At 71.2% G+C, this 21,792-nt stretch carries 18 protein-coding genes; 15 read left to right on the top strand and 3 right to left on the bottom strand.

The features are described 5' to 3' along the window. Positions 1–19: 19 nt before the first annotated feature. The gene (locus tag DRV96_RS09355) at positions 20–2,179 is read left to right on the top strand and encodes a peptidase domain-containing ABC transporter (protein ID WP_235823355.1); all 2,160 of its coding nucleotides are present in this window, start codon (positions 20–22) and stop codon (positions 2,177–2,179) included. A 15-nt stretch (positions 2,180–2,194) separates the two neighbouring features. On the opposite strand, the gene DRV96_RS18025 is transcribed toward DRV96_RS09355, so the two are convergent. Further along, entirely contained in the window at positions 2,195–2,455 is a 261-nt protein-coding gene (locus DRV96_RS18025) for a YkgJ family cysteine cluster protein (protein ID WP_162911001.1), read from the bottom strand. 120 nt (positions 2,456–2,575) lie between these two features. Here DRV96_RS18025 and DRV96_RS09345 point away from each other — a divergent pair, with 120 nt between their 5' ends. The 6 genes from DRV96_RS09345 (at position 2,576) to DRV96_RS09320 (ending at position 8,149) form a co-directional block, all read left to right on the top strand. Then, positions 2,576–2,803, top strand: coding sequence for a DUF2061 domain-containing protein (locus DRV96_RS09345; protein WP_119290228.1), 228 nt, complete (start codon positions 2,576–2,578; stop codon positions 2,801–2,803). 49 nt (positions 2,804–2,852) lie between these two features. Next, on the top strand, positions 2,853–4,844 hold the full coding sequence (gene mnmG / locus DRV96_RS09340) for a tRNA uridine-5-carboxymethylaminomethyl(34) synthesis enzyme MnmG (RefSeq protein ID WP_119290226.1): 1,992 nt from the start codon (positions 2,853–2,855) through the stop codon (positions 4,842–4,844). Beyond that, positions 4,841–5,527 carry a 16S rRNA (guanine(527)-N(7))-methyltransferase RsmG gene (gene rsmG, locus DRV96_RS09335; protein ID WP_419187043.1) on the top strand — a complete coding sequence of 229 codons (687 nt, stop codon included), beginning with the start codon at positions 4,841–4,843 and terminating at the stop codon, positions 5,525–5,527. The genes mnmG and rsmG overlap by 4 nt, the downstream gene beginning before the upstream one ends. Positions 5,528–5,644: 117 nt before the next feature. Further along, positions 5,645–6,256, top strand: coding sequence for a LysE family transporter (locus DRV96_RS09330; protein ID WP_119290350.1), 612 nt, complete (start codon positions 5,645–5,647; stop codon positions 6,254–6,256). Positions 6,257–6,293: 37 nt separating this feature from the next. After that, positions 6,294–7,070, top strand: coding sequence for a ParA family protein (locus DRV96_RS09325; protein ID WP_119290224.1), 777 nt, complete (start codon positions 6,294–6,296; stop codon positions 7,068–7,070). A gap of 131 nt (positions 7,071–7,201) precedes the next feature. Continuing rightward, entirely contained in the window at positions 7,202–8,149 is a 948-nt protein-coding gene (locus DRV96_RS09320; protein WP_119290221.1) for an IS481 family transposase, read from the top strand. On the opposite strand, the gene argC is transcribed toward DRV96_RS09320, so the two are convergent. Continuing rightward, positions 8,146–9,096 carry an N-acetyl-gamma-glutamyl-phosphate reductase gene (gene argC, locus DRV96_RS09315; protein WP_119290219.1) on the bottom strand — a complete coding sequence of 317 codons (951 nt, stop codon included), beginning with the start codon at positions 9,094–9,096 and terminating at the stop codon, positions 8,146–8,148. The genes DRV96_RS09320 and argC overlap by 4 nt on opposite strands. Before the next feature lie 77 nt (positions 9,097–9,173). Between argC and DRV96_RS09310 the strand changes: the two genes are divergently transcribed. Then, positions 9,174–10,076 carry a ParB/RepB/Spo0J family partition protein gene (locus DRV96_RS09310; protein ID WP_119290217.1) on the top strand — a complete coding sequence of 301 codons (903 nt, stop codon included), beginning with the start codon at positions 9,174–9,176 and terminating at the stop codon, positions 10,074–10,076. Between the two features lie 51 nt (positions 10,077–10,127). Then, positions 10,128–10,871: a class I SAM-dependent methyltransferase gene (locus tag DRV96_RS09305; RefSeq protein ID WP_119290215.1), complete on the top strand. Its 744-nt coding sequence runs from the start codon at positions 10,128–10,130 to the stop codon at positions 10,869–10,871. On the opposite strand, the gene DRV96_RS09300 is transcribed toward DRV96_RS09305, so the two are convergent. Beyond that, positions 10,861–12,135 carry an HD-GYP domain-containing protein gene (locus DRV96_RS09300; RefSeq protein ID WP_119290213.1) on the bottom strand — a complete coding sequence of 425 codons (1,275 nt, stop codon included), beginning with the start codon at positions 12,133–12,135 and terminating at the stop codon, positions 10,861–10,863. The genes DRV96_RS09305 and DRV96_RS09300 overlap by 11 nt on opposite strands. 521 nt (positions 12,136–12,656) lie before the next feature. On the opposite strand from DRV96_RS09300, the gene DRV96_RS09295 reads away from it, so the two are divergent. From DRV96_RS09295 to DRV96_RS09270, 6 genes are all read left to right on the top strand, one after another. Next, on the top strand, positions 12,657–14,579 hold the full coding sequence (locus DRV96_RS09295; protein ID WP_119290211.1) for a PrkA family serine protein kinase: 1,923 nt from the start codon (positions 12,657–12,659) through the stop codon (positions 14,577–14,579). A gap of 19 nt (positions 14,580–14,598) precedes the next feature. Next, a complete protein-coding gene (locus DRV96_RS09290) occupies positions 14,599–15,876 on the top strand; it encodes a YeaH/YhbH family protein (RefSeq protein ID WP_162911000.1) in 1,278 nt (425 codons plus the stop codon). Between the two features lie 8 nt (positions 15,877–15,884). Beyond that, complete coding sequence (locus DRV96_RS09285) at positions 15,885–17,507, top strand: SpoVR family protein (RefSeq protein WP_119290209.1); 1,623 nt, start codon at positions 15,885–15,887, stop codon at positions 17,505–17,507. 212 nt (positions 17,508–17,719) lie between these two features. Further along, positions 17,720–19,162 (top strand): transcriptional regulator PpsR, encoded by a 1,443-nt coding sequence (gene ppsR, locus DRV96_RS09280; RefSeq protein ID WP_119290206.1) that lies wholly within the window; start codon positions 17,720–17,722, stop codon positions 19,160–19,162. Then, entirely contained in the window at positions 19,159–21,354 is a 2,196-nt protein-coding gene (locus tag DRV96_RS09275) for a GAF domain-containing protein (protein WP_119290204.1), read from the top strand. The genes ppsR and DRV96_RS09275 overlap by 4 nt, the downstream gene beginning before the upstream one ends. Positions 21,355–21,415: 61 nt before the next feature. After that, positions 21,416–21,792 (top strand): transposase (locus tag DRV96_RS09270; protein WP_473199544.1); only part of this gene is annotated, 377 nt, incomplete at its 3' end.

The raw sequence follows: 21,792 nt of genomic DNA, 5'->3' as shown, positions 1-21,792 counted from the left end.
GGCCGCTGCGGGGACGTCGTTGGGGACACGCGTGAGCGCCGGCGCGCGCTGGCACCTGGACTTGGCGCTGGGCCTGGGCCTGAAGCGCGTGCCGATGGTGCTGCAGACCGAGGCCGCCGAGTGCGGCCTCGCGTGCCTGGCGATGGTCGCGGCCGCGCACGGTCACGACACCGATCTGGCGACGCTGCGCCGGCGCTTCGCGCTGTCGCTCAAGGGCGCGACGATGGCCGACCTGGTGCGCTTCGCCGACCAGCTGCGCTTCCAGTCGCGCGCGCTGCGCGCCGAGATCGAGCATCTGGCGTCGCTCGCGACGCCGTGCATCCTGCACTGGGACCTGAACCACTTCGTCGTGCTCGTCGAGGTGCGGCGCGGCGTGGCCGTGATCCACGACCCGGGGCGCGGCATCCGGCGCCTGAAGTTCGACGAGGTGTCGCGGCACTTCACCGGCGTCGTGCTCGAACTCGCGCCGATGGCCGACTTCGCGCCGCGGCAGGAGCGCCAGCAGGTGCGCGTGGCGCAGCTGCTCGGCCACGTGACCGGGCTGAAGCGCTCGCTGGCGCAGGTGTTCGTGCTCGCGCTCGCGCTCGAGCTGTTCATGCTGCTGAGCCCGTTCTACCTGCAGTGGGTCGTCGACGGCGTGCTGGTCAGCGCCGACCGCGACCTGCTGCTGACGCTCGGCGTGGGCTTCGCACTGCTGGTGCTGATCCAGGTCGGCACGGCGGCGATCCGCTCGTGGGCGGTGCTGGTGCTGTCGGCGACGCTGAACCTGCAGTGGCTGGGCAACGTGTTCGCGCACCTGATGCGCCTGCCGGTGGCGTGGTTCGAGCGCCGCCACACCGGCGACATCTGGTCGCGCTTCGGCGCCGTGCAGCAGATCCAGAAGACGCTGACGACGAGCTTCATCGAGGCGCTGCTCGACGGGCTGCTCGTCGTGCTGACGCTCGCGATGATGACGATCTACAGCGTCACGCTGACGCTGATCGCGATCGGCGCGGTGGCGCTGTACGGCGGCCTGCGCTGGCTCTTCTTCCGTCCGCTGCGCGACGCGACCGAAGAGGCGCTGGTGCACGAGGCCAAGCAGTCGAGCCACTTCCTCGAGTCGCTGCGCGGCGTGCAGGCGATCAAGCTGTTCAACCGCCAGGCCGACCGCCAGTCGCGCTTCATGAACCTCGTCGTCGACGCGATGAACGCCGACCTCGCGACGCGCAAGCTCGACCTGGGCTTCCACGTCTCGCACCGGCTGCTGTTCGGCCTCGAGCGCGTCGCGGTGGTGTGGGTCGGCGCGCTGCTGGTGCTCGACCAGTCGCTGTCGGTGGGCATGCTGTTCGCGTTCCTGGCCTACAAGGAGCAGTTCGCGCAGCGCTTCTCGGGCCTGATCGACAAGGCCGTCGAGCTGAAGATGCTGCGCCTGCAGGGCGAGCGGCTGGCCGACATCGTGCTCGCCGACCCCGAGCGCGAGTCCGACCTGCCCGCGGCGCAGCGGCGCGACGTGCCGGCGCGCCTCGAGCTGCACGGCGTGCGCTTCCGCTACTCCGACACCGAGCCCGAGGTGCTGCGCGGCGTGAACCTGCTGATCGAGCCGGGCGAGTCGCTGGCCATCGTCGGGCCGTCGGGCGGCGGCAAGACGACGCTGCTCAAGCTGATGGTGGGCATCCACGCGCCGACGACGGGCGAGATCCGCGTCGGCGGCAAGCCGCTGGCGCAGCTCGGGCTGGCGCGCTGGCGCACGATGATCGGCACCGTGATGCAGGACGACCAGCTGTTCGCCGGTTCGATTGCCGACAACATCTGCTTCTTCGACGCCGAGCCCGACCACGGCTGGATCGAGGAGTGCGCGCGGCTGGCGGCGGTGCACGACGAGATCGAGGCGATGCCGATGGGCTACCACACGCTCGTCGGTGACATGGGGGCCAGCATCTCGGGCGGGCAGAAGCAGCGCATCCTGCTCGCGCGCGCGCTGTACAAGCGCCCGCAGGTGCTGCTGCTCGACGAGGCCACCAGCGCGCTCGACGTCGACCACGAGCGGCTCGTCAACCAGGCGATCCGCAGGCTCGAACTGACGCGCATCATCGTCGCGCACCGGCCCGAGACGATCGCCAGCGCGGCGCGCGTGATCGTGCTGCATGACGGGCGCGTGTCGCAGGACCTGCGTTCGATGCCGACCGGGCGCAGCCTTTGACGTCGCTGCGGCGCTTCAGCGCTGCGGCGCCGTCAGCAGTTCCCAGCGTCGCAGCGTGGCCATCGCTTCGGCGGGCGAGGTGCCGCACATCGCCTGGGCCGGCTGCAGCGACGCACACACGGCGGGCCGCCGCGGGTCGCCGAACAGCGTGCAGCGCCGCTCGTCGCTTAGGTGCGGGCACGGCGCACCGGCCGGCTTGCCGGCGGGCCACGCCGGCAGCGGCGACGAGATCGACGGTGCGATGCAGCAGGCACCACATCCGGGGCGGCAGTCCATCGCGCGATTGTCGGGAGCGCGGCGTGGTGGCGATCGAAGCCGAGTATTGACGTTATCTATTGAAGCGGGCATGACGATCGCCATATGATGAACACGAATCGTTCTCAACAAGAGGTCGCCATGGTCAAGTCGCTGAGTTTCGGCATCGTCCACCTCGGCATCGCGTTCGGTGTCAGCTACGCGCTGACGGGCGACGTCGCCATCGCCGGCGCGATCACGCTGGTCGAGCCGGCGGTCAATACCGTCGCGCACTACCTCTTCGACCGCTGGTGGGGCCACCCGGTGTGGAAGCGGTGGGCGCAGGGACTTCGGCGACGCCGGTGGGCGGCGCGGGAGGCGGCCGCCTAAAATTGCGGCACTCTCCGCTCTGCGCCGCCCGGCGGCGCCTCCCCGCGCCGTGCTGTACCCGAAGGAATTCGACGTCATCGTCGTCGGCGGTGGCCATGCCGGCACCGAAGCCGCGCTGGCCGCGGCACGCATGGGCTGCGCGACGCTGCTGCTGACGCACAACATCGAGACGCTCGGCCAGATGAGCTGCAACCCGTCGATCGGCGGGATCGGCAAGGGCCACCTGGTCAAGGAGGTCGACGCGCTCGGCGGCGCGATGGCGCTGGCTGCCGACGAGGCCGGCATCCAGTTCCGCATCCTCAACTCGAGCAAGGGTCCCGCGGTGCGGGCGACGCGGGCGCAGGCCGACCGCGTGCTCTACAAGGCGGCGATCCGTCGCCGGCTCGAGAACCAACCCAACCTGTGGCTGTTCCAGCAGGCGGTCGACGACCTGATGCTCGAGGGCGACCGCGTCGTCGGGGCGGTGACGCAGATCGGCCTGCGCTTTCGCGCCCGCGCGGTGGTGCTGACGGCCGGCACCTTCCTCGACGGCCGCATCCACGTCGGGCTGCAGAACTACAGCGCCGGCCGCGCCGGCGACCCGCCGGCGGTGACGCTGTCGGCGCGTCTGAAGGAGCTGAAGCTGCCGCAGGGGCGCCTGAAGACGGGTACGCCGCCGCGGCTGGACGGGCGCACGATCGACTTCTCGAAGCTCACCGAGCAGCCGGGCGACCTCGACCCGGTGCCGGTGTTCAGCTTCATGGGTGACCGCACGATGCACCCGCGCCAGGTGCCGTGCTGGATCACGCACACCAACGAGCGCACGCACGAGATCATCCGCAGCGGCTTCGACCGCAGCCCGATGTTCACCGGCAAGATCGAGGGCGTCGGCCCGCGCTACTGCCCGAGCATCGAGGACAAGATCAACCGCTTCGCCGACAAGGCGAGCCACCAGATCTTCCTCGAGCCGGAGGGGCTCAGCACGAACGAGTTCTACCCGAACGGCATCTCGACCTCGCTGCCGTTCGACGTCCAGCTCGCCGCGGTGCGGTCGATGCCCGGGCTCGAGCAGGCGCACATCCTGCGCCCCGGCTACGCGATCGAGTACGACTACTTCGACCCGCGCGCGCTGACGTCGAGCTTCGAGACGCGCTCGATCCGCGGCCTGTTCTTCGCCGGCCAGATCAACGGCACGACGGGCTACGAAGAGGCGGCCGCGCAGGGCCTGTTCGCCGGCGTCAACGCCGCGCTGCAGGTGCTCGGGCGCGAGCCTTGGCTGCCCGGGCGCGACGAGGCCTACCTCGGCGTGCTCGTCGACGACCTGATCACGCGCGGCGTCAGCGAGCCGTATCGGATGTTCACGAGCCGCGCCGAGTATCGGCTGCAGCTGCGCGAGGACAACGCCGACCTTCGGCTGACCGAGACCGGGCGCCGGCTCGGCCTCGTCGACGATGCTCGCTGGGACCGTTTCTGCCGCAAGCGCGACGCGATCGCCCGCGAAAGCGAGCGCCTGAAGTCGACCTGGGTGCACCCCGGCATCGTCGACGCCGCGCTGGCCGAGCGGCTGCTGGGCAAGCCGATCGAGCGCGAATACGCGCTGGTCGATCTGCTGCGTCGGCCCGGCGTCGGCTACGACGCCGTCGTCGCACTGCACGCCGATGCCGTCGCCCGGCGTGGCGGCGAGCCGCAGCCGACGGTTTCACGTGAAACGTGGCGCGCCGAGCTCGGCACCGACCTGGCCGACGCCGTGATCGAGCAGGTCGAGATCGCGACCAAGTACGCCGGCTACATCGACAAGCAGCAGGCCGACGTCGCGCGCGCCGCGGCGCTCGAGCACCTGTGGCTGCCGCCGGACCTCGACTACGACCAGGTCACCGCGCTGTCGTTCGAGGTGCGCCAGAAGCTCAGCCAGCACCGCCCGCAGACACTGGGGCAGGCGTCGCGAATCTCGGGCGTGACGCCGGCGGCGCTGTCGCTGCTGCTCGTGCACCTGCGCAAGGGCCGCTGGAAGGAGTGGGCGGCGAACGACACGCCTGGCGCGGCCAGCGACGCCGCGGCGTGAGTGCGGCCGAACCGCGGCCTGGCATCGACGCCGCGGCCGTCGCGCGGGTCGCGGCCGCGCTCGGGCTGGCGCCGACGCCGGCCCAGTGCGAGAGGCTGGCGGACTTCGGGCAGCTGCTGCTGCGCTGGAACCGCACCTACAACCTGACCTCGATCCGCGAACCGTCGCAGGTGCTGACGCACCACCTCGCCGACTGCCTGGCGGCCGTGCCGCCGCTGCAGCGCTGGCTGGCGGTCCGCGGGGACGGTGCGCCGGCGCGCGTGCTCGACGTCGGCAGCGGCGGCGGCCTGCCGGGCGCCGTGTGGGCCGTGATGCTGCCGGCGCTGCAGGTCGTCTGCGTCGACACGGTGGGCAAGAAGGCGGCGTTCGTCCAGCAGGTGGCAGCCGAACTGCGGCTGCCGAACCTGCGCGGCGTGCACGCGCGCGTCGAGGCGCTCGACGGCCGCTTCGACGTCGTCGCGTGCCGCGCGTTCGCGACGCTGGCCGACTTCGCGGCGCTGACGCGTGGGCGCCTCGCCGCCGGCGGCGTCTGGCTCGCGCTGAAGGGGCGCCGTCCCGACGACGAGATCGCCGCGCTGCCGCCCGACATCGACGTGTTCCACGTGGAACCGCTGGCGGTGCCCGGCCTCGACGCCGAGCGCTGCCTGGTGTGGATGCGTCCGCGCCACACGGGAGCCGGCTGACGACGCCCACCGGCCGGTTACGGCGCCGCGACGCGCCGGCGCAGCCCCGAAACGCGATACCCTCGCAGCGCCCGGCGCGCGGCGCCGGCCCTCCCTCCGTACTTGAAGGTCTTCACGATGTTCGGCATCGCCGACTACCCCGCGTTCTGCCTCGCGATCCTGGTCTTCCTCGCACTGCCCGGGCCGGGCACGTTCGCGCTGCTGACGTCGACCGGCAAGGGCGGCTTCAGGGCCGGCGCGGCGGCGACGGCCGGCGTCATCGTCGGCGACCAGATGCTGCTCTGGCTCGCGGTGGCCGGCGTCGCCGCGCTGCTTGCGGCGCACCCGGCACTGTTCCAGGCGGTGCAGTACCTCGGCGCCGCGTACCTGGCCTGGATTGGGCTCAAGCTGCTGTTCGCCCAGCCCGGCGCGAGCTCGCCGGTCGCGATCCATGCCGGCCACTACGCGCGGCAGGCGTTCCTGATCACGCTGCTCAACCCGAAGGCCATCGTGTTCTACATGGCCTTCTTCCCGCTGTTCATCGACCCCGCGACGCACCGTGGCGTGCCGACCTTCGCCGCGATGGCCGTGACGATCGCCGTGCTCACCGCCGCGTACGGCCTGCTGCTGTGCGCATTCGCCCGCGCCGTCAGCGCGCAGGTGCGCCGCCACCAGCGGCTCGCGCGCGGCCTCGAGCGCGCCGCCGGCGTCGCGCTCGTCGGCTTCGGCCTGCGCCTGGCCGCGCCCTGACCCGCCTTTCCTCCGAAGCCCCCGCAGCCCCCTGTCCATGTCCTCGCGCATCTTCTGCATCGCCAACCAGAAAGGCGGCGTCGGCAAGACGACGACCACCGTCAACCTCGCCGCCGGGCTCGCGCGGCTCGGGCAGCGCGTGCTCGTCGTCGACCTCGACCCGCAGGGCAATGCGACGATGGGCTCCGGCATCGACAAGCGCACGCTCGAGTCGAGCGTCTACGACGTGCTGCTCGAGACGGCGACGGTCGCCGAGGCGGGGCGGCGCGCCGATGCCGCCGGCTACGACCTGCTGCCGGCCAACCGCGAGCTCGCCGGCGCCGAGGTCGAGCTCGTCGGGCTCGAGCACCGCAACGAGCGGCTGCGCCGCGCGCTGGCGGAGTCACGCGACGACTACGACGTCGTGCTGATCGACTGCCCACCGACGTTGAACCTGCTGACGATCAACGGGCTGGTCAGTGCGCACGGCGTCATCGTGCCGATGCAGTGCGAGTACTTCGCGCTCGAGGGGCTGTCGGACCTCGTCAACACGATCCGCCAGATCCACGCCAACCTGAACCGCGACCTGCAGGTCATCGGGCTGCTGCGCGTGATGTTCGACCCGCGCATCACGCTGCAGCAGCAGGTCAGCGACCAGCTCAAGGCGCACTTCGGCGACAAGGTGTTCGACACCGTGATCCCGCGCAACGTGCGCCTCGCCGAGGCGCCGAGCTACGGCCAGCCCGGCGTCGTGTTCGACCCGGCGGCCAAGGGGGCGCAGGCCTACCTCGAGTTCGCGCGCGAACTGGTGCAGCGTCTGGCGACGCTGAAGTGACGGGCCGCCGCCGGGCGCCGGCGGCGGCCTCGTCCCTATCGTTCTAGCTGTCGTTTCCCAGGAGGTTGTTCACCCGAGGTCGAGGAAGATGGAGGTTCTCAAGCCGGCCAGCTTCCTTCGGAGAACCTCGGATGAACGTGCACAAGAATGCCTCAATGACGCCCAAGGGTCGAGCCCACTTGGTCAAGGAAATCGAGCGCCTGGGGCTTGCGGCGGCGGCCGAGGCCGCCGGCGTGAGCGTGCGCACCGCGCGCAAGTGGCGACGCCGTTACGCCGCCGTGGGTGAGCCGGGTCTGCTCGATGGCAGCTCGCGGCCGCACCGCAGCCCTGCGCGCAGCGACGCCACCAAGATCGAGCGCGCCGTCGCGCTTCGCCGCACGCAACGGCTGACCTACGAGCGCATCGCCGAGCGTGTGGGCCTGTCGCGCAGCACCGTGGCGCGGGCGTGCCAAGCTGCGGGCCTGGCCAAGCTGCCGCCCTTACAGCAGCGGCGTGCAGGACCGCGCTACGAGCGCAGCAGCGCGGGCGAGCTTCTGCACCTGGACACCAAGAAGCTCGGGTGCTTCCGCCGCCCCGGCCATCGCGTCACGGGCGATCGCACCCAGTCCTCGGCCAACGCCGGATGGCAGGCGCTGCACGTGGCCATTGACGACCACTCCCGCGTCGGCTTCAGCCAGGTGCTGGCCGACGAGACCAGCCGCAGCGCCTGCACCTTCCTATTGGCCGCATTGCGCTACTTCGCCAGCCTGGGCGTGCGCGTGCAGTCGGTCATGACCGACAACGGCTCGGCTTACACGTCGCGCCGCTTCGCCAAGCTGCTGCACCGCCTGGGCCTGAAGCACCTGCGCACCCGGCCATACACGCCGCGCACCAACGGCAAGGCCGAGCGCTTCGTCCAAACGCTGCTGCGCGAGTGGGCCTATGCCTACGTCTATCCCACTTCCCAACACCGCACCGAGGAATTGCCCCATTGGATATGGTACTACAACTTCCATCGGCCGCATAGCGCCACCGGTGGCAGACCCCCCGTCACTCGCCTCGGCCTGTGCGGGAACAACGTCTTGAGAAACTACATCTAGCCGAGTCCCAGGCCCTCGTCGAGGCCGAGGTGCACGTTCATGCACTGCACCGCGGCGCCGCTCGCGCCCTTGCCGAGGTTGTCGAGGCGCGCGACGAGCAGCGCCTGGTCGGCAGCGCCGAAGACGAAGATGTCGAGGCGGTTCGTGTCGTTGCAGCCCTGCACGTCGAAGAAGCCGTCGGCCAGCGTCGCCGGGTCCGACAGCGGCATCACGCGCACGAAGCGCTCGCCGGCGTAGCGGTGTTGCAGCGCCGCGTGCAGCGCCGCGGCGTCGACCCCACCCGGCAGTTGCGTGTAGTGCAAGGGCACACTCACCGCCAGGCCCTTGTAGAACGGGCCCACGACGGGCAGGAACATCGGCCGCGCGTGCAGCCCCGTGTGCGCCACCATCTCGGGGATGTGCTTGTGCGCGAGCGACAGCGCGTACGGGCGCGGCGCCTGCAGCCGCGCGTCGCCGCCGGCGGCGTACTGCTCGATCATCTTCTTGCCGCCGCCCGAGAACCCGGTCAGCGACGTGGCCGCCACCGGCAGTGCGTGCGGCACCAGCCCGGCGTCGACGAGCGGGCGCAGCAGCGCGACGAAGGCCGTCGCGTGGCAGCCGGGGTTCGCGATGCGCTTGCCTGCGCGCAGCCGCTCGCGCTGGCCCGGCGCGAGTTCCGGGAAGCCGTAGACCCAGCCGGAGGCGGTGCGGTGTGCGGTGCTGGCGTCGATCAGGCAGGTGCGCGGGTTGGTCACCAGCTCGACCGCCTCGCGCGCCGCGGCGTCGGGCAGGCACAGGAACGCGACGTCGGCCGCGTTGAGCAGGCGCGCGCGCTCGGCCGGGTCCTTGCGCCGCTCGGGGTCGATCTTCAGCAGCTCGACGTCGTCGCGCTGCGCCAGCACCTCGTGGATGCGCAGGCCCGTCGTGCCTTCCTGGCCGTCGACATAGACCACGTGCTTGCTCGCCATCTCCCGTCCTTCGCTGCGGCTGAGTGCCGCCAGGCGGCGAGCATAAACCGCGCGCGGCGATCCCCGACAATCGACGCATGGCGACGAAGAAACCCAAGGGGCTCGGGCTGGGCCTCGAAGCGCTGCTCGGGCCCAAGGTCAGCGATGCGCCGGCGCCCACCGGCGCGCCGTCGACGCTGAAGCTGTCGCAGCTGCAGCCGGGCAAGTACCAGCCGCGCACGCGCATGGATGAGGGCGCGCTGTACGAGCTGGCCGAGAGCATCCGCAGCCAGGGCGTGATGCAGCCGATCCTCGTGCGCCCGGTCGCGCCGCACGGCTACGAGATCATCGCCGGCGAGCGGCGCTACCGCGCCGCGCAGCTCGCCGGCCTCGACGAGGTGCCGGTGCTCGTCAGGGACGTGCCCGACGAGACCGCGGCCGTGATGGCGCTGATCGAGAACATGCAGCGCGAGGACCTGAACCCGCTCGAAGAGGCGCAGGGCCTGCAGCGGCTGGTCGGCGAGTTCGGCCTCACGCACGAGCAGGCGGCGCAGGCGGTCGGGCGTTCGCGCAGCGCAGCGACGAACCTGCTGCGCCTGCTGAACCTGAGCGCGCCGGTGCAGCAGATGCTGCTCGCCGGCGACCTCGACATGGGCCACGCGCGCGCGCTGCTCGCGCTCGACGCGGCGCAGCAAATCCTCGCGGCGAACCAGATCGCGGCCAAGAAGCTGTCGGTGCGCGAGGCCGAGCAGCTCGTCGCGCGCATGCAGGCACCGCCGCGCGCCGGCGCCGCGGGCCGTCAGCCCGCCAAGGCCGCTGCGGCCAAGCCGCGCGATGTCGTGCGGCTCGAGGAGCAGCTCGCCGACCGGCTCGCCGCACCGGTCGAGATCCGCCTGCAGCGCAAGGGCAAGGGCCGCCAGGCGGGCGAAGTGGCGATCCGCTTCGGCTCGCTCGACGAGTTGCACGGGCTGCTCGAGCGGCTCGGCGTGCACGAGGGCTGAGTTGCCTCGCGTGTCGCGGCGGCGGTGCCGTCGAGCCGAGGGGCATTTTCGGTGAGTGTGCGCTGGCTCTGGCACTGGCCTTTGCCGGCGCTGACGGCTTGGTTGCTCGCGTGGGCCGGTTATGCGGCGCTGGCGCTTGCCGGTGCGGCGCCGGCCGTGGCGCTGGCGGGCGGCACCGTGATCGGCGGCCTGTTCGCGCTGACGGTGGGCACGCGCTGGCGCCGGCTGATCGTCGCCGGGGGCTTCCCGCTGTCGCTGGCCGCCAGCGGCGCGGCGCTGCCGGGCTGGGCGTGGCTGCTGCCGTTGGCGCTGCTCGTGCTGCTGTATCCGCTGCGCAGCTGGCGCGATGCGCCGCTGTTTCCGACGCCGCGCGGCGCACTCCACGGGCTGGCGGCGGCCGCGCCGCTGCCGAACGGCGCGCGCGTGCTCGACGCCGGCTGCGGCGTCGGCGACGGGCTGCTCGCGCTGCGCGACGCGTACCCACATGCGGCGATCACCGGCATCGAGTGGAGCCGCCCGCTGGCGGTGCTCGCGCGGCTGCGCTGCCGCTTCGCCGACGTGCGCCGCGGCGACCTGTGGGCGGCCGACTGGTCGGGCTTCGACCTCGTCTACCTGTTCCAGCGCCCCGAGAGCATGCCGCGCGCCGCGGCCAAGGCGGCACGCGAGCTGCGCCCCGGCGCGTGGTTCGTCAGCCTCGAGTTCGCGGTTCCCGGCTGGCGCGCGGCAGCGCAGCTGCAGACGGTGCCCGGCAAGCCGGTGTGGGTGTACCGGATGCCGCCGGCGGCTACGCGCTGACGGGGTCCCCGACGGCGGCCTCGGCGTCGTCGAGCCAGGCCTGCATCGCATCCGGAAAGGTTTCACCCGGCGCCAGCCGCCAGCGGCGCCGGGCCAGCCGGCCGATCGCGCGCAGCTGCCACGCGGCCTCCTCGGCCAGCAGCGACAGCTCGAACGCGAGCTCGCGGTCGACGCCGCCGGCCACGAGCATCGGCAACTGTTCGGGTGCGGCGCCGGCAGCGGCCAGCATGCGCACCAGCGCGTGGCAGCGCTCTTCGATGTCGCGCACGACCTGCTGCCGCTCGGCGGAAAGGCCGGCCGGGCCCGGCGGCCAGCTCGACAGCACCTGCTGCAGCGTCTGCAGCCGCTGCACGACGGCGTCCAGCGGCACGTCGCGCGCTGGCGCGCCGCCGGGGGCGAGCAGCGGGAACAGGCGCCGCACCAGCGTCGCGTCGAGGCGGCGGTAGCTCATGCGCAGTTTCAGCGACAGCCGCGACTCGAAGCGGTCCGGGGCGAGCGCGTGCTGGGCGGCCACCAGGTCGGCGGCGCCGAGCACGCGGCCCCAAGGCGTGATCGCGTCGCCCTCGAGCTGCCGCGGGTAGCCCGAGCCGTCGAGCGCCTCGTGGTGCTCGAGCACCGCGCGGATCAGCTCGCGCGAGAAGGGGTGGTGCCGCTCGAGCAGCATCGCGCTGACCAGCGGATGCGCATACAGCTGCCGCCGCTGATCGCGCGACAGCGGCACCGCCGGCTGCAGCAGCACCGGGTCGATGTGCATCATCCCGAGGTCGCGCAGCAGCGCCGCGGCGGCGATCTGCGTGAGGTCCTGCTGTGTGGCCAGCCCTTCGTCGCCGAGCCATGCCGCCGTCAGCGCGCCGGCCACGGCGTGCTGGAACAGCGCCGGCTGCAGCTCGTGCATCAGCGTCAGCTGGAACGCGATCGGCCGCGGCAGTGGCACGGCCTCGATCGCGGCGAGCAGCCGGTCGCGGCGCAGCGGCTGCGCGACCATCCGCTCGAACAGCGGCTGGCGCGCGATCAGCGCGAGCGTGGCGCGCCTGAGCACCGCCCCATTGACGCTGGGCTCGGTGCCGACCGACTCCTCGAGCGGCGTGGCGAGCTGGTGCGCCAGCAGCCGCTCGTAGACCCGCTCGTCGACGGCGACCCCGGCCTCGATGACCTTGATGCCCTGCGTGTTGTAGATCGCCTTCGAGACGATCACCGGGCGTCGGCGTCCGAGTTCGGCAACCGCGCGCGCCAGATGCTGCGGTGCCGGCGGCACGAAGCTCATGGTCGCTCATTATCGACAGGCCCGCGCGCGGCGTGCCGAGCGCCACCGCCGCGTGCCGAGGCATCTGCACGCGGGCGGGGTGCGCCTGCGACGGGCAAGCGTGCGACCGGCGACGGGCTCGGGAATCGACGGCGTGACTTCGCATCACGGACCATCGCGGTGCATCCTGACGCCGCTCGCCCCGACGCGTCGGGCGGCATGTTCCGCGATGGTGCTGTCAGCCCCGGGGTGGGGCGCTGCGTTAACGCCTCAGGGGTCACGCTCTTGACGTCGGGTACGTTGGCAGGGCATGGTCCTTGCTGACGCAACGCCAGGAACTGGCGGCTTATGCCGCCACTCCTTGTGGGATCGCTCTGCGGCGGATCGACGAAGCTGGAGACGACGCCATACTGAACCGCACATGCCGTTGACCGGAAAGCTCTGATGGCGCCCGGGCCTGTACAGCCGGGACTTCATCAGAACTTCCCAGACGCGCGGGGGGCAGGCACCCGCCCGCGCGCCGTCCGAACCAGGAGGTCCGCATGGACGTGATCAGCCGGCTGAAAGATCGCTACGAGCGCTTGCGCGAGGAAGAGCTCTCGCTCGAGGAGTACCTCGCGGAGTGCAAGCGCAACCCGCTCGCCTACGCCACCGCCGCCGAGCGCATGCTCAAGGCGATCGGCGAGCCGCAGATGGTCGACACGCGCAACGACCCGCGGCTGTCGCGCATCTTCGCGAACAAGGTCATCAAGATCTACCCGGCGTTCGCCGAGTTCTACGGCATGGAAGACGCGATCGAGCAGGTCGTGTCCTACTTCCGCCACGCGGCGCAGGGGCTCGAGGAGAAGAAGCAGATCCTCTACCTGCTCGGGCCCGTGGGTGGTGGCAAGAGCTCGATCGCCGAACGGCTCAAGCAACTGATGGAGCAGGTGCCCTTCTATGCGATCAAGGGCTCGCCGGTCAACGAGTCGCCGCTCGGCCTGTTCGACCCGGCCGAGGACGGGCCGATCCTCGAGAAGGAATACGGCATCCCGCAGCGCTACCTCAACCGCATCCTGAGCCCCTGGGCCGTCAAGCGGCTCGAGGAGTTCGGCGGCGACATCCGCAAGTTCCGCGTCGTCAAGCGCTACCCGTCGATCCTCAAGCAGATCGCGATCGCGAAGACCGAGCCCGGCGACGAGAACAACCAGGACATCTCGTCGCTCGTCGGCAAGGTCGACATCCGCAAGCTCGAGACGTATGCGCAGGACGACCCCGACGCGTACAGCTACTCGGGCGGCCTGTGCCTCGCGAACCAGGGGCTGCTCGAGTTCGTCGAGATGTTCAAGGCGCCGATCAAGGTGCTGCACCCGCTGCTGACGGCGACCCAAGAAGGCAACTTCAAGGGCACCGAGGGGTTCGGCGCGATCCCGTTCGACGGCGTGATCCTCGCGCACAGCAACGAGAGCGAGTGGAAGGCCTTCCGCAACAACAAGAACAACGAGGCCTTCCTCGACCGCATTTACATCGTCAAGGTGCCGTACTGCCTGCGCGTCAGTGAGGAGATCAAGATCTACGAGAAGCTGATCCGCAACTCGTCGCTCGCCGACGCGACCTGCGCGCCGGGCACGCTGAAGATGATGGCGCAGTTCAGCGTGCTCACGCGGCTGAAGGAGCCCGAGAACAGCTCGATCTTCAGCAAGATGCTCGTCTACGACGGCGAGAACCTGAAGGACACCGACCCGCGCGCCAAGAGCATCCAGGAATACCGCGACTACGCCGGCGTCGACGAGGGCATGAGCGGCATCTCGACGCGCTTCGCGTTCAAGATCCTGTCGAAGGTCTTCAACTTCGACAGCACCGAAGTCGCCGCCAACCCGGTGCATTTGATGTACGTGCTCGAGCAGCAGATCGAGCGCGAGCAGTTCCCGCCCGAGCTCGAGCAGAAGTACATCGGCTTCATCAAGGAGCAGCTCGCGCCGCGCTACGCCGAGTTCATCGGCAAGGAGATCCAGACCGCGTACCTCGAGAGCTACAGCGAGTACGGTCAGAACATCTTCGACCGCTACGTCACCTACGCCGACTACTGGATCCAGGACCAGGAATACCGCGACACCGACACCGGCGAGGTGTTCGACCGCGCGGCGCTCAACGCCGAGCTCGAGAAGATCGAGAAGCCCGCAGGCATCGCGAACCCGAAGGACTTCCGCAACGAGATCGTCAACTTCGTGCTGCGCGCGCGCGCGAACAATCAGGGCAAGAACCCGAACTGGACCAGCTACGAGAAGCTGCGCACCGTGATCGAGAAGAAGATGTTCTCGAACACCGAGGAACTGCTGCCGGTGATCAGCTTCAACGCCAAGGCCAGCGCCGACGAGGCCAAGAAGCACGAGGACTTCGTGCAGCGCATGGTCGCCAAGGGCTACACGCCCAAGCAGGTGCGGCTGCTGTGCGAGTGGTACCTGCGCGTCAGGAAGTCCAGCTGAGTCCCGAGCAGGAGATCCGATGGCCTTGCAGAGCATCATCGACCGGCGTCTGGCGGGCAAGAACAAGTCGATCGGCAACCGCGAGCGCTTCCTGCGCCGCTACAAGGACAAGATCCGCGAAGCGGTCAGGCGCGCGGTCGACGGCCGCGGCATCCGCGACATGGAGCGCGCCGAGGACATCTCGATCCCGAAGAAAGACTTGTCGGAGCCGGTGTTCCACCACGGCCCCGGCGGGGTGCGCGAGATCGTGCACCCCGGCAACCGCGAGTACCTCAAGGGCGACCGCATCGAACGCCCGAAAGGCGGCGGGGGCGGCGGCAGCGGCAAGGGGCAGGCGAGCGACTCGGGCGAGGGCGAGGACGACTTCGTCTTCACGCTCAGCAAGGAAGAGTTCATGCAGGTCTTCTTCGAGGACCTCGCGCTGCCGCACCTCGTGCGCACGCAGCTCGCCGAGACGCCGGAGTGGAAGTACCACCGCGCCGGCTTCACGAGCGACGGCACGCCGAACAACCTGCATGTCGTGCGCTCGATGCGCGGCGCGATCGGCCGCCGCATCGCGATCGGTTCGGGCAGCCGGCGCGAGCTTCGCGAGATGGAGGCGCGCCTGGCCGAACTGCAGCGCTTTCCCGATGGCCGCGACGAGGAGATCGCCGCGCTGAAGGTCGAGATCGAGGCGCTGCGCCGCAGGCTCGAGCGCATCCCCTACCTCGACCCGATCGACCTGCGCTACCGCAGCCGCGTGCGCGTGCCGGTGCCGACGTCCAAGGCCGTGATGTTCTGCCTGATGGACGTCTCGGGCTCGATGGACGAGGCGCGCAAGGACCTCGCGAAGCGCTTCTTCATCCTGCTGTACCTGTTCCTGACCAAGCACTACGAGAAGATCGACATCGTCTTCATCCGCCACCACACGCAGGCGCAGGAGGTCGACGAGCAGAACTTCTTCCACGCCACCGAGACCGGCGGCACCGTCGTGTCGTCGGCGCTGGTGCTGATGGAGGAGATCATCCGCTCGCGCTACAGCCCGAGCGAGTGGAACATCTACGGCGCGCAGGCCAGCGACGGCGACAACTGGCACCACGACAGCGGCCGCTGCCGCGAGCTGCTGGCGCAGAAGATCCTGCCGCTGTGCCGGTACTACGCCTACGTGCAGGTCGCCGAGGAGGAGCAGAACCTGTGGGAGGAGTACACGCAGCTGCTCGCGACGCACCCCCACTTCGCGATGCGCAAGGCCACCGACGCGTCGCAGATCTACCCCGTGTTCCGTGACCTCTTCAAGAAGGAGCAGGCCGCGGCCTGAGACACGCCATGACCGATCTCGGCATCGAACGCCGCCGCGCCAGCGACCCGTCGCGCATCCCGCCCATCGGCGACCGCCGCCACGCCGGCGCGCGCCTGCAGGCGCCGCGGCCGTCGCCCGGTCGCGCCGCCGAGCCGCTGCCGGGGCCGAGCGACTGGACGTTCGAGCTGATCGAGCGCTACCACGACGTGATCCGCGCGACCGCCGAGCGCTACGGCCTCGACACGTACCCGAACCAGCTCGAGATCATCACCGCCGAGCAGATGATGGACGCGTACGCGTCGGTCGGCATGCCGGTGAACTACCGCCACTGGAGCTACGGCAAGGAGTTCATCGCCACCGAGAAGCAGTACCGCCGCGGGCACATGGGCCTCGCGTACGAGATCGTCATCAACTCGAACCCGTGCATCTCCTATCTGATGGAGGAGAACACGCTGGCGATGCAGGCGCTCGTGATCGCGCACGCGGCCTATGGCCACAACAGCTTCTTCAAGGGCAACTACCTGTTTCGCATGTGGACCGACGCGTCGGCGATCATCGACTACCTGGTCTACGCGAAGAACTACGTCGCCGAGTGCGAGGAGCGCCACGGCCTCGACAAGGTCGAGGAGTTCCTCGACTCGTGCCACGCGCTGGCCAACCACGGTGTCGACCGCTACCGCCGCCCGCAGCGCAAGACGCTGGCGCAGGAGCTCGCCGAACGCAAGGACCGCGAGGCCTACGCGCAGCAACAGGTCAACGACCTGTGGCGCACGCTGCCGCGGCGCGCCGAGAAGGAGGCCGTGGGCACCGACAGCCGGCGCTTCCCCGAGGAGCCGCAGGAGAACCTGCTGTACTTCATCGAGAAGAACGCGCCGCTGCTCGAGCCGTGGCAGCGCGAGATCGTGCGCATCGTGCGCAAGATCGCGCAGTACTTCTACCCGCAGCGCCAGACCCAGGTGATGAACGAGGGCTGGGCCACGTTCTGGCACTACAAGCTGCTCAACACGATGTACGACGACGGCTGGCTCACCGACGGCGTGATGATCGAGTGGCTCAAGTCGCACACCAACGTCATCTACCAGCCGCCGGTGGGGCACCGCGCGTACTCGGGGATCAACCCCTACGCGCTCGGCTTCGCGATGTACAACGACATCCAGCGCATCTGCGAGGCGCCCACCGACGAGGACCGTCACTGGTTCCCCGACATCGCCGGCAAGCCGTGGCTGCCCACGCTCGACCACGCGATGCGCAACTTCAAGGACGAGAGTTTCATCGGGCAGTACCTGAGCCCGAAGCTGATGCGCGACTTCCGCCTGTTCGCGATCACCGACGACGAGGACGAGCCCGAGCTCGAGGTCAGCGCGATCCACGACGACAGCGGCTACCGCCGCGTGCGCGAGGCGCTGTCGCGCCAGTACGACCTCGGCTCGCGCGAGCCGAACATCCAGGTGTGGAACGTCAACCTGAGGGGCGACCGGTCGCTGACGCTGCGCCACATGCAGCACAACGACCGCCCGCTCGCCGACAGTGCGCACGAGGTGCTCAAGCACGTCGCGCGGCTGTGGGGCTTTCCGGTCTCGCTAGAGAGCGTCAACGCGCGCGGCGAGGTGACCAAGCGCTGGTCGGTGCCCGCGCCGCCGCACGGGTGAGCCGGCGCCGCGCCAGCCTACAATCCGTGCACCGATGGCCGGCGGAACGACGGGGTCGCACCGTCTCCCACGCGCCACCTGCCATCGCCGAGCCGCCCAGAAGTCAGTGCAGTGCCCGCACGGGGCCAAGGATGCTGTCGGGTCCGGCCGCGATCGGGTCGTCGGGCGCGTAGCCATGCGTGCTGCGGCACGCTCGAAGCGAGGGCTGAGCCTTGACCTCCCGTGACGGCGACCACGCCGACCTGTCCGTCCTCTCCGCCTGGGCGCCCGAGCTGGCGCACACGTTCGCGTCGCTGGCGGGAGACATCGCGCTCGTCGTCGACGCCGACGGCACGATCCGCGTCGTCGCGCAGGGCGGGCGCGAGCCGATCGCGCCGGCCGCGAGCACCGAGTGGGTCGGCCGCCGGTGGGCCGACACCGTCACCGACGACACGCGCGCGAAGATCGAGCAGCTGCTCGCCGAGGTCGGTCGCACCGGCCGCGCCCGTGCGCGCGAGGTCAACCACCCCGGCGCCGCCGGCGGCGCGATCCCGGTGGCCTACACCGCGGTGCGGCTGGGCGAGAGCGGCCCGGTGCTCGTCGTCGGGCGCGACCTGCGCGCGATCACCGCGATCCAGCAGCGCTTCCTCGACGCGCAGCGCGAGCTCGAGCGCGGCTACTGGCGCACGAGGCAGGCCGAGGCGCGCTACCGCCAGCTGTTCCAGGTCGCCACCGACGCCGTCGTCGTTGTCGACGCGCAGACGCTGCGCGTGATCGAGGCCAACCCGTCGGCGGCGCAGCTGTTCGACCTGGCGCCGCAGGCGCTGCCGGGGCGCCGCATCGGGCAGCTGTTCGCGCGCACGTCGCGCCTAGCGGTCGAGCACCTGCTCGTCAGCGCACGGGCCAGCGGCCGCGAGGCCGAGGTCCACGCGCAACTGGTCGGCCGCGTCGGCCGTGTCGCGGTGTCGGCGACACCGTTTCGCGCCGACGACGCGATGCGGCTGCTCGTGCGCGTGCGCGCCGACGAGCGGCAGCGCGACGCGGTCGACGTCGCGAACGCGATCGCGCGCCTCGTCGACGGCACGCGCGACGGCGTCGTCGTCACCGACTCGGGCGGGCGCATCCTGCATGCGAATCCCGCGTTCGTCGCGCTCGTCGGCGAGCCGGCGGAGGACGCGGTGCGCGGTCAGCCACTGTCGGAGTGGCTGGTCGGCGAACGCGGCGAGCCCAGCGGTGTGCTGGCGGCTGCGCGCGCGCAGGGCGTCGTGCGCCGCGTCGCGGCCGCGCTGCAGGGCGCGCAAGGCGCGATGACACCGGTCGAGGTCTCGGCGGCGCTGCTGACCGAGGGCGACCGCGAGTGCATCGGCGTCGTGCTCAACACGCGTGGCACGCACCAGATGCTCGACGTCTGGCCCGGCGACGCGCTGCGCATGGCGCTCGACCGGCTGGTCGCGCAGGTCGGCGAGACGACGCTGCCGGCGCTGCTGCGCGAGGCGAGCGACCTCGCGCAGCGCCACTTCATCGCGCTCGCGCTGCAGCAAGCCGGCGGCGACGCGGCAGCGGCGGCGCGGCGGCTGGGCATCAGCCGCGCGAGCCTGCGCCGCCGCCAGCGTCGGCTCGCGGGGGCGGCCCCGGCGCCCGCCGACACTCCGGCGAGCGACGGCCAGACGCCGTGACGACGAGCCCGCCGTTCGGCCAGGCCGACCTCACGAACTGCGAGCGTGAGCTGATCCACCTCGCCGGCTCGGTGCAGCCGCACGGCTTCCTGCTCGTGCTGCGCGAGCCGGCGCTGCGCATCGTGCAGGCCAGCGCGAACGTCGAGCAGCACCTGGGCCTCGCGGCCACGGCGCTGCTGGGGCGCCCGCCGAGCGAGCTCGGCGGTGACTTCGACGCCGTGCTGCGCGCGCTCGCCGGCACGGCGCTCGACGAACCGGTGCCGCGGGATTGCCGCCTCGCGCCCGACGGCCGCGAGCGCCGCTTCGAGGTCGCGGTGCATCGCGTCGCCGACGCGCGCGGCTCGGTGCTGGTGGCCGAGTTCGAGCCGGCCGACGCCGACGCGGCCGACGTCGTCGACGTGCCGGCGCCCCAGATCGTCGAGCACCTGACGCGCGCCGTGCAGCGCTTCGGGGCCACGACGACGATCGGCACGCTGGCCGACGCCGTCGTGCGCAGCGTGCGCGCCCTGACCGGCTACGACCGCGTGATGGTCTACAAATTCGATCCCGACGGACACGGCCAGGTCATCGCCGAGGCGCGCGACGCGAGGCTCGAGCCGCTGCTCGGGCATCACTACCCGGCCACCGACATCCCGCAGCGTGCGCGCGAGCTGTACCTGCGCAACCGCCTGCGTGTGCTCGTCGACGTGCACTACACGGCGTCGCCGCTGGTGCCGGTGCGCGATCCGGACACGGGCGCCGACCTCGACATGTCGATGTGCCAGCTGCGCAGCATGTCGCCGCTGCACCTGCAGTACCTGAAGAACATGGGCGTGACGGCCACGCTGGTGGCCTCGCTCGTGCGCGAGGGCACGCTGTGGGGGCTGATCGCGTGCCACCACTACCGGCCGCGCAACCTGCGGCTGCCGGTGCGCGCGGCGTGCGACCTGATCGCCGAGGTGGCCTCGACGCGGATTGCCGCGATCGAGCACTACGCGCACGCGCAAGTCGCGATCCAGGTGCGACGGCTCGAGCAGCGCCTCATCGAGGCGACATCGACCGAGGGCGACTGGCGGCTCGCGCTGTTCCGCACGCCGCAGGCGCTGCTGCAGCCGCTCGACGCCACCGGCGCCGTGCTGTACTACGAGGGCGAGCTGCTGACCGCCGGCGAGTCGCCGTCGACGCCCGAGCTGCGCGCGCTGTTGCAGTGGATCGACGGGCAGGTCGGCGCGCAGCCGCCCGCCGCGCCGTTCGCGTGTTCGTCGCTCGCGCGCGCGCAACCGGCGCTCGATTCGCTGACGCCCACCGCCAGCGGCGTGCTCGCGGTCAAGCTGTCGACGACGCGTCCCGACTACCTGCTGTGGCTGCGCAAGGAGCAGCTGCACAACGTCACCTGGGCCGGCGATCCGTCCAAGCCGATGGCTGCCAACGACCCGCTGCAGCTGTCGCCGCGGCGCTCGTTCGCGGCGTGGTCGGAGATCGTGCGAGGCACCGCGCAGCCGTGGACGCGCAGCGAGGTCGCGATGGCGCGCGCCTTCGGCGCCGCGCTGGCCGACATCATCGCGCAGGTCAACGCGGTGCGGCTGCTGATCGTCGAGCACCAGCGCGCGCAGGTGCTGGCCACCGTCGCCAGCGCCGTCGAGCCGGTGCTGGTGGCCGATGCCGATCGCCGCGTGCTGTTCGCCAACGACAGCCTGCGCCGCCTCGCGCGCCGCGACATTGCTGCCGGCACGCCGCTCGCCTCGATCGCCGACTGGTTCACCGACATGCGCGCCGCGGGCCGCATGCTCGAGACGGTGTGCCACGGCCACGCCCCCTGGCGCGGCGAGCTGGCGCTGCGGCTGCCGGCGCACGGCGGCGACGCGGCGGTCGAGCTGCCGGTCGAAGTGCGCGCCGAGGTCGTCCCCACCCGCGACGGGCGCCCGCTGGGCTTCATCCTCGTGTTCGACGACCGCAGCGGCCCGCACCGCGCGGCCGACGCGCGCGCCCACCTCGAGGAGGCGCTGGTGCGCGCCGGCTTCGGCGCCGCCGCGGCGCCGGCGCGCGATGCACTGACGCAGGCGATCCTCGCCAACGCGAGTCTGGCGGCGATGGACATCGCCGACGCCGACGCGGCGTCGCCGGTGCCCGCGTTGCTGGCCGAGCTCGAGACCTCGATGCAGCGGGCGACGGCGCTGGTCGCGCGCATCCGCGACTTCGCGCGCGGCGCCTGAGAGCGTGAGAGTTTTTCGTCCGCTGCCCTCGTGCTGGCATGTCTCTGGCTTGCTGTTGGGCATGAGCGATCCGAAGCACCAAGACAGCGTGGCCGGGGTTTTGTTCGAGGACTTGGCGCCCGTCGATGAGCAAGCAGCGCAGGCCGCCGCGCAAGCGCGAGCCTTTGCGCTGCGCGCGCAGCCGCCGCGGCTGCTGCAGCCCAACCGCAAGCAGATCGAACTGCGGGCATCGGACCTGGAGTCGCTGCTGGGCGAGGACCACCGAGCGCGGCTGGTATGGGGCTACGTCGAGCGGCAGGACCTGAGCCGGCTGACCGATGCGATCAAGGCGCGCGGCAGCAATGCCGGACGCGCGGCGATCGACCCGCGCATCCTGTTTGCGCTGTGGCTGTACGCCACGCTCGAAGGCGTGGGCAGTGGACGCGAGCTGGCGCGGCT

This window comes from Azohydromonas sediminis (genome assembly GCF_003574675.1).
Taxonomy (GTDB): Bacteria; Pseudomonadota; Gammaproteobacteria; order Burkholderiales; family Burkholderiaceae_C; genus Calidifontimicrobium; species Calidifontimicrobium sediminis.
Note: the sequence above shows the minus strand (reverse complement) of the source record. Positions and strands in the feature narration are given on the sequence as shown.

What these genes read in the sequence shown, in the direction of transcription:
- argC (WP_119290219.1), bottom strand. Translation starts at nt 9,096, where the DNA reads ATGGCGAGCAAGCACGTGGTCTATGTCGACGGCCAGGAAGGCACGACG.
- DRV96_RS09330 (WP_119290350.1), top strand. Translation starts at nt 5,645, where the DNA reads ATGTTCGGCATCGCCGACTACCCCGCGTTCTGCCTCGCGATCCTGGTC.
- DRV96_RS09285 (WP_119290209.1), top strand. Translation starts at nt 15,885, where the DNA reads ATGACCGATCTCGGCATCGAACGCCGCCGCGCCAGCGACCCGTCGCGC.
- DRV96_RS09300 (WP_119290213.1), bottom strand. Translation starts at nt 12,135, where the DNA reads ATGAGCTTCGTGCCGCCGGCACCGCAGCATCTGGCGCGCGCGGTTGCC.
- DRV96_RS09345 (WP_119290228.1), top strand. Translation starts at nt 2,576, where the DNA reads ATGGTCAAGTCGCTGAGTTTCGGCATCGTCCACCTCGGCATCGCGTTC.
- DRV96_RS18025 (WP_162911001.1), bottom strand. Translation starts at nt 2,455, where the DNA reads ATGGACTGCCGCCCCGGATGTGGTGCCTGCTGCATCGCACCGTCGATC.
- DRV96_RS09310 (WP_119290217.1), top strand. Translation starts at nt 9,174, where the DNA reads ATGGCGACGAAGAAACCCAAGGGGCTCGGGCTGGGCCTCGAAGCGCTG.
- DRV96_RS09325 (WP_119290224.1), top strand. Translation starts at nt 6,294, where the DNA reads ATGTCCTCGCGCATCTTCTGCATCGCCAACCAGAAAGGCGGCGTCGGC.
- DRV96_RS09320 (WP_119290221.1), top strand. Translation starts at nt 7,202, where the DNA reads ATGAACGTGCACAAGAATGCCTCAATGACGCCCAAGGGTCGAGCCCAC.
- DRV96_RS09295 (WP_119290211.1), top strand. Translation starts at nt 12,657, where the DNA reads ATGGACGTGATCAGCCGGCTGAAAGATCGCTACGAGCGCTTGCGCGAG.
- DRV96_RS09290 (WP_162911000.1), top strand. Translation starts at nt 14,599, where the DNA reads ATGGCCTTGCAGAGCATCATCGACCGGCGTCTGGCGGGCAAGAACAAG.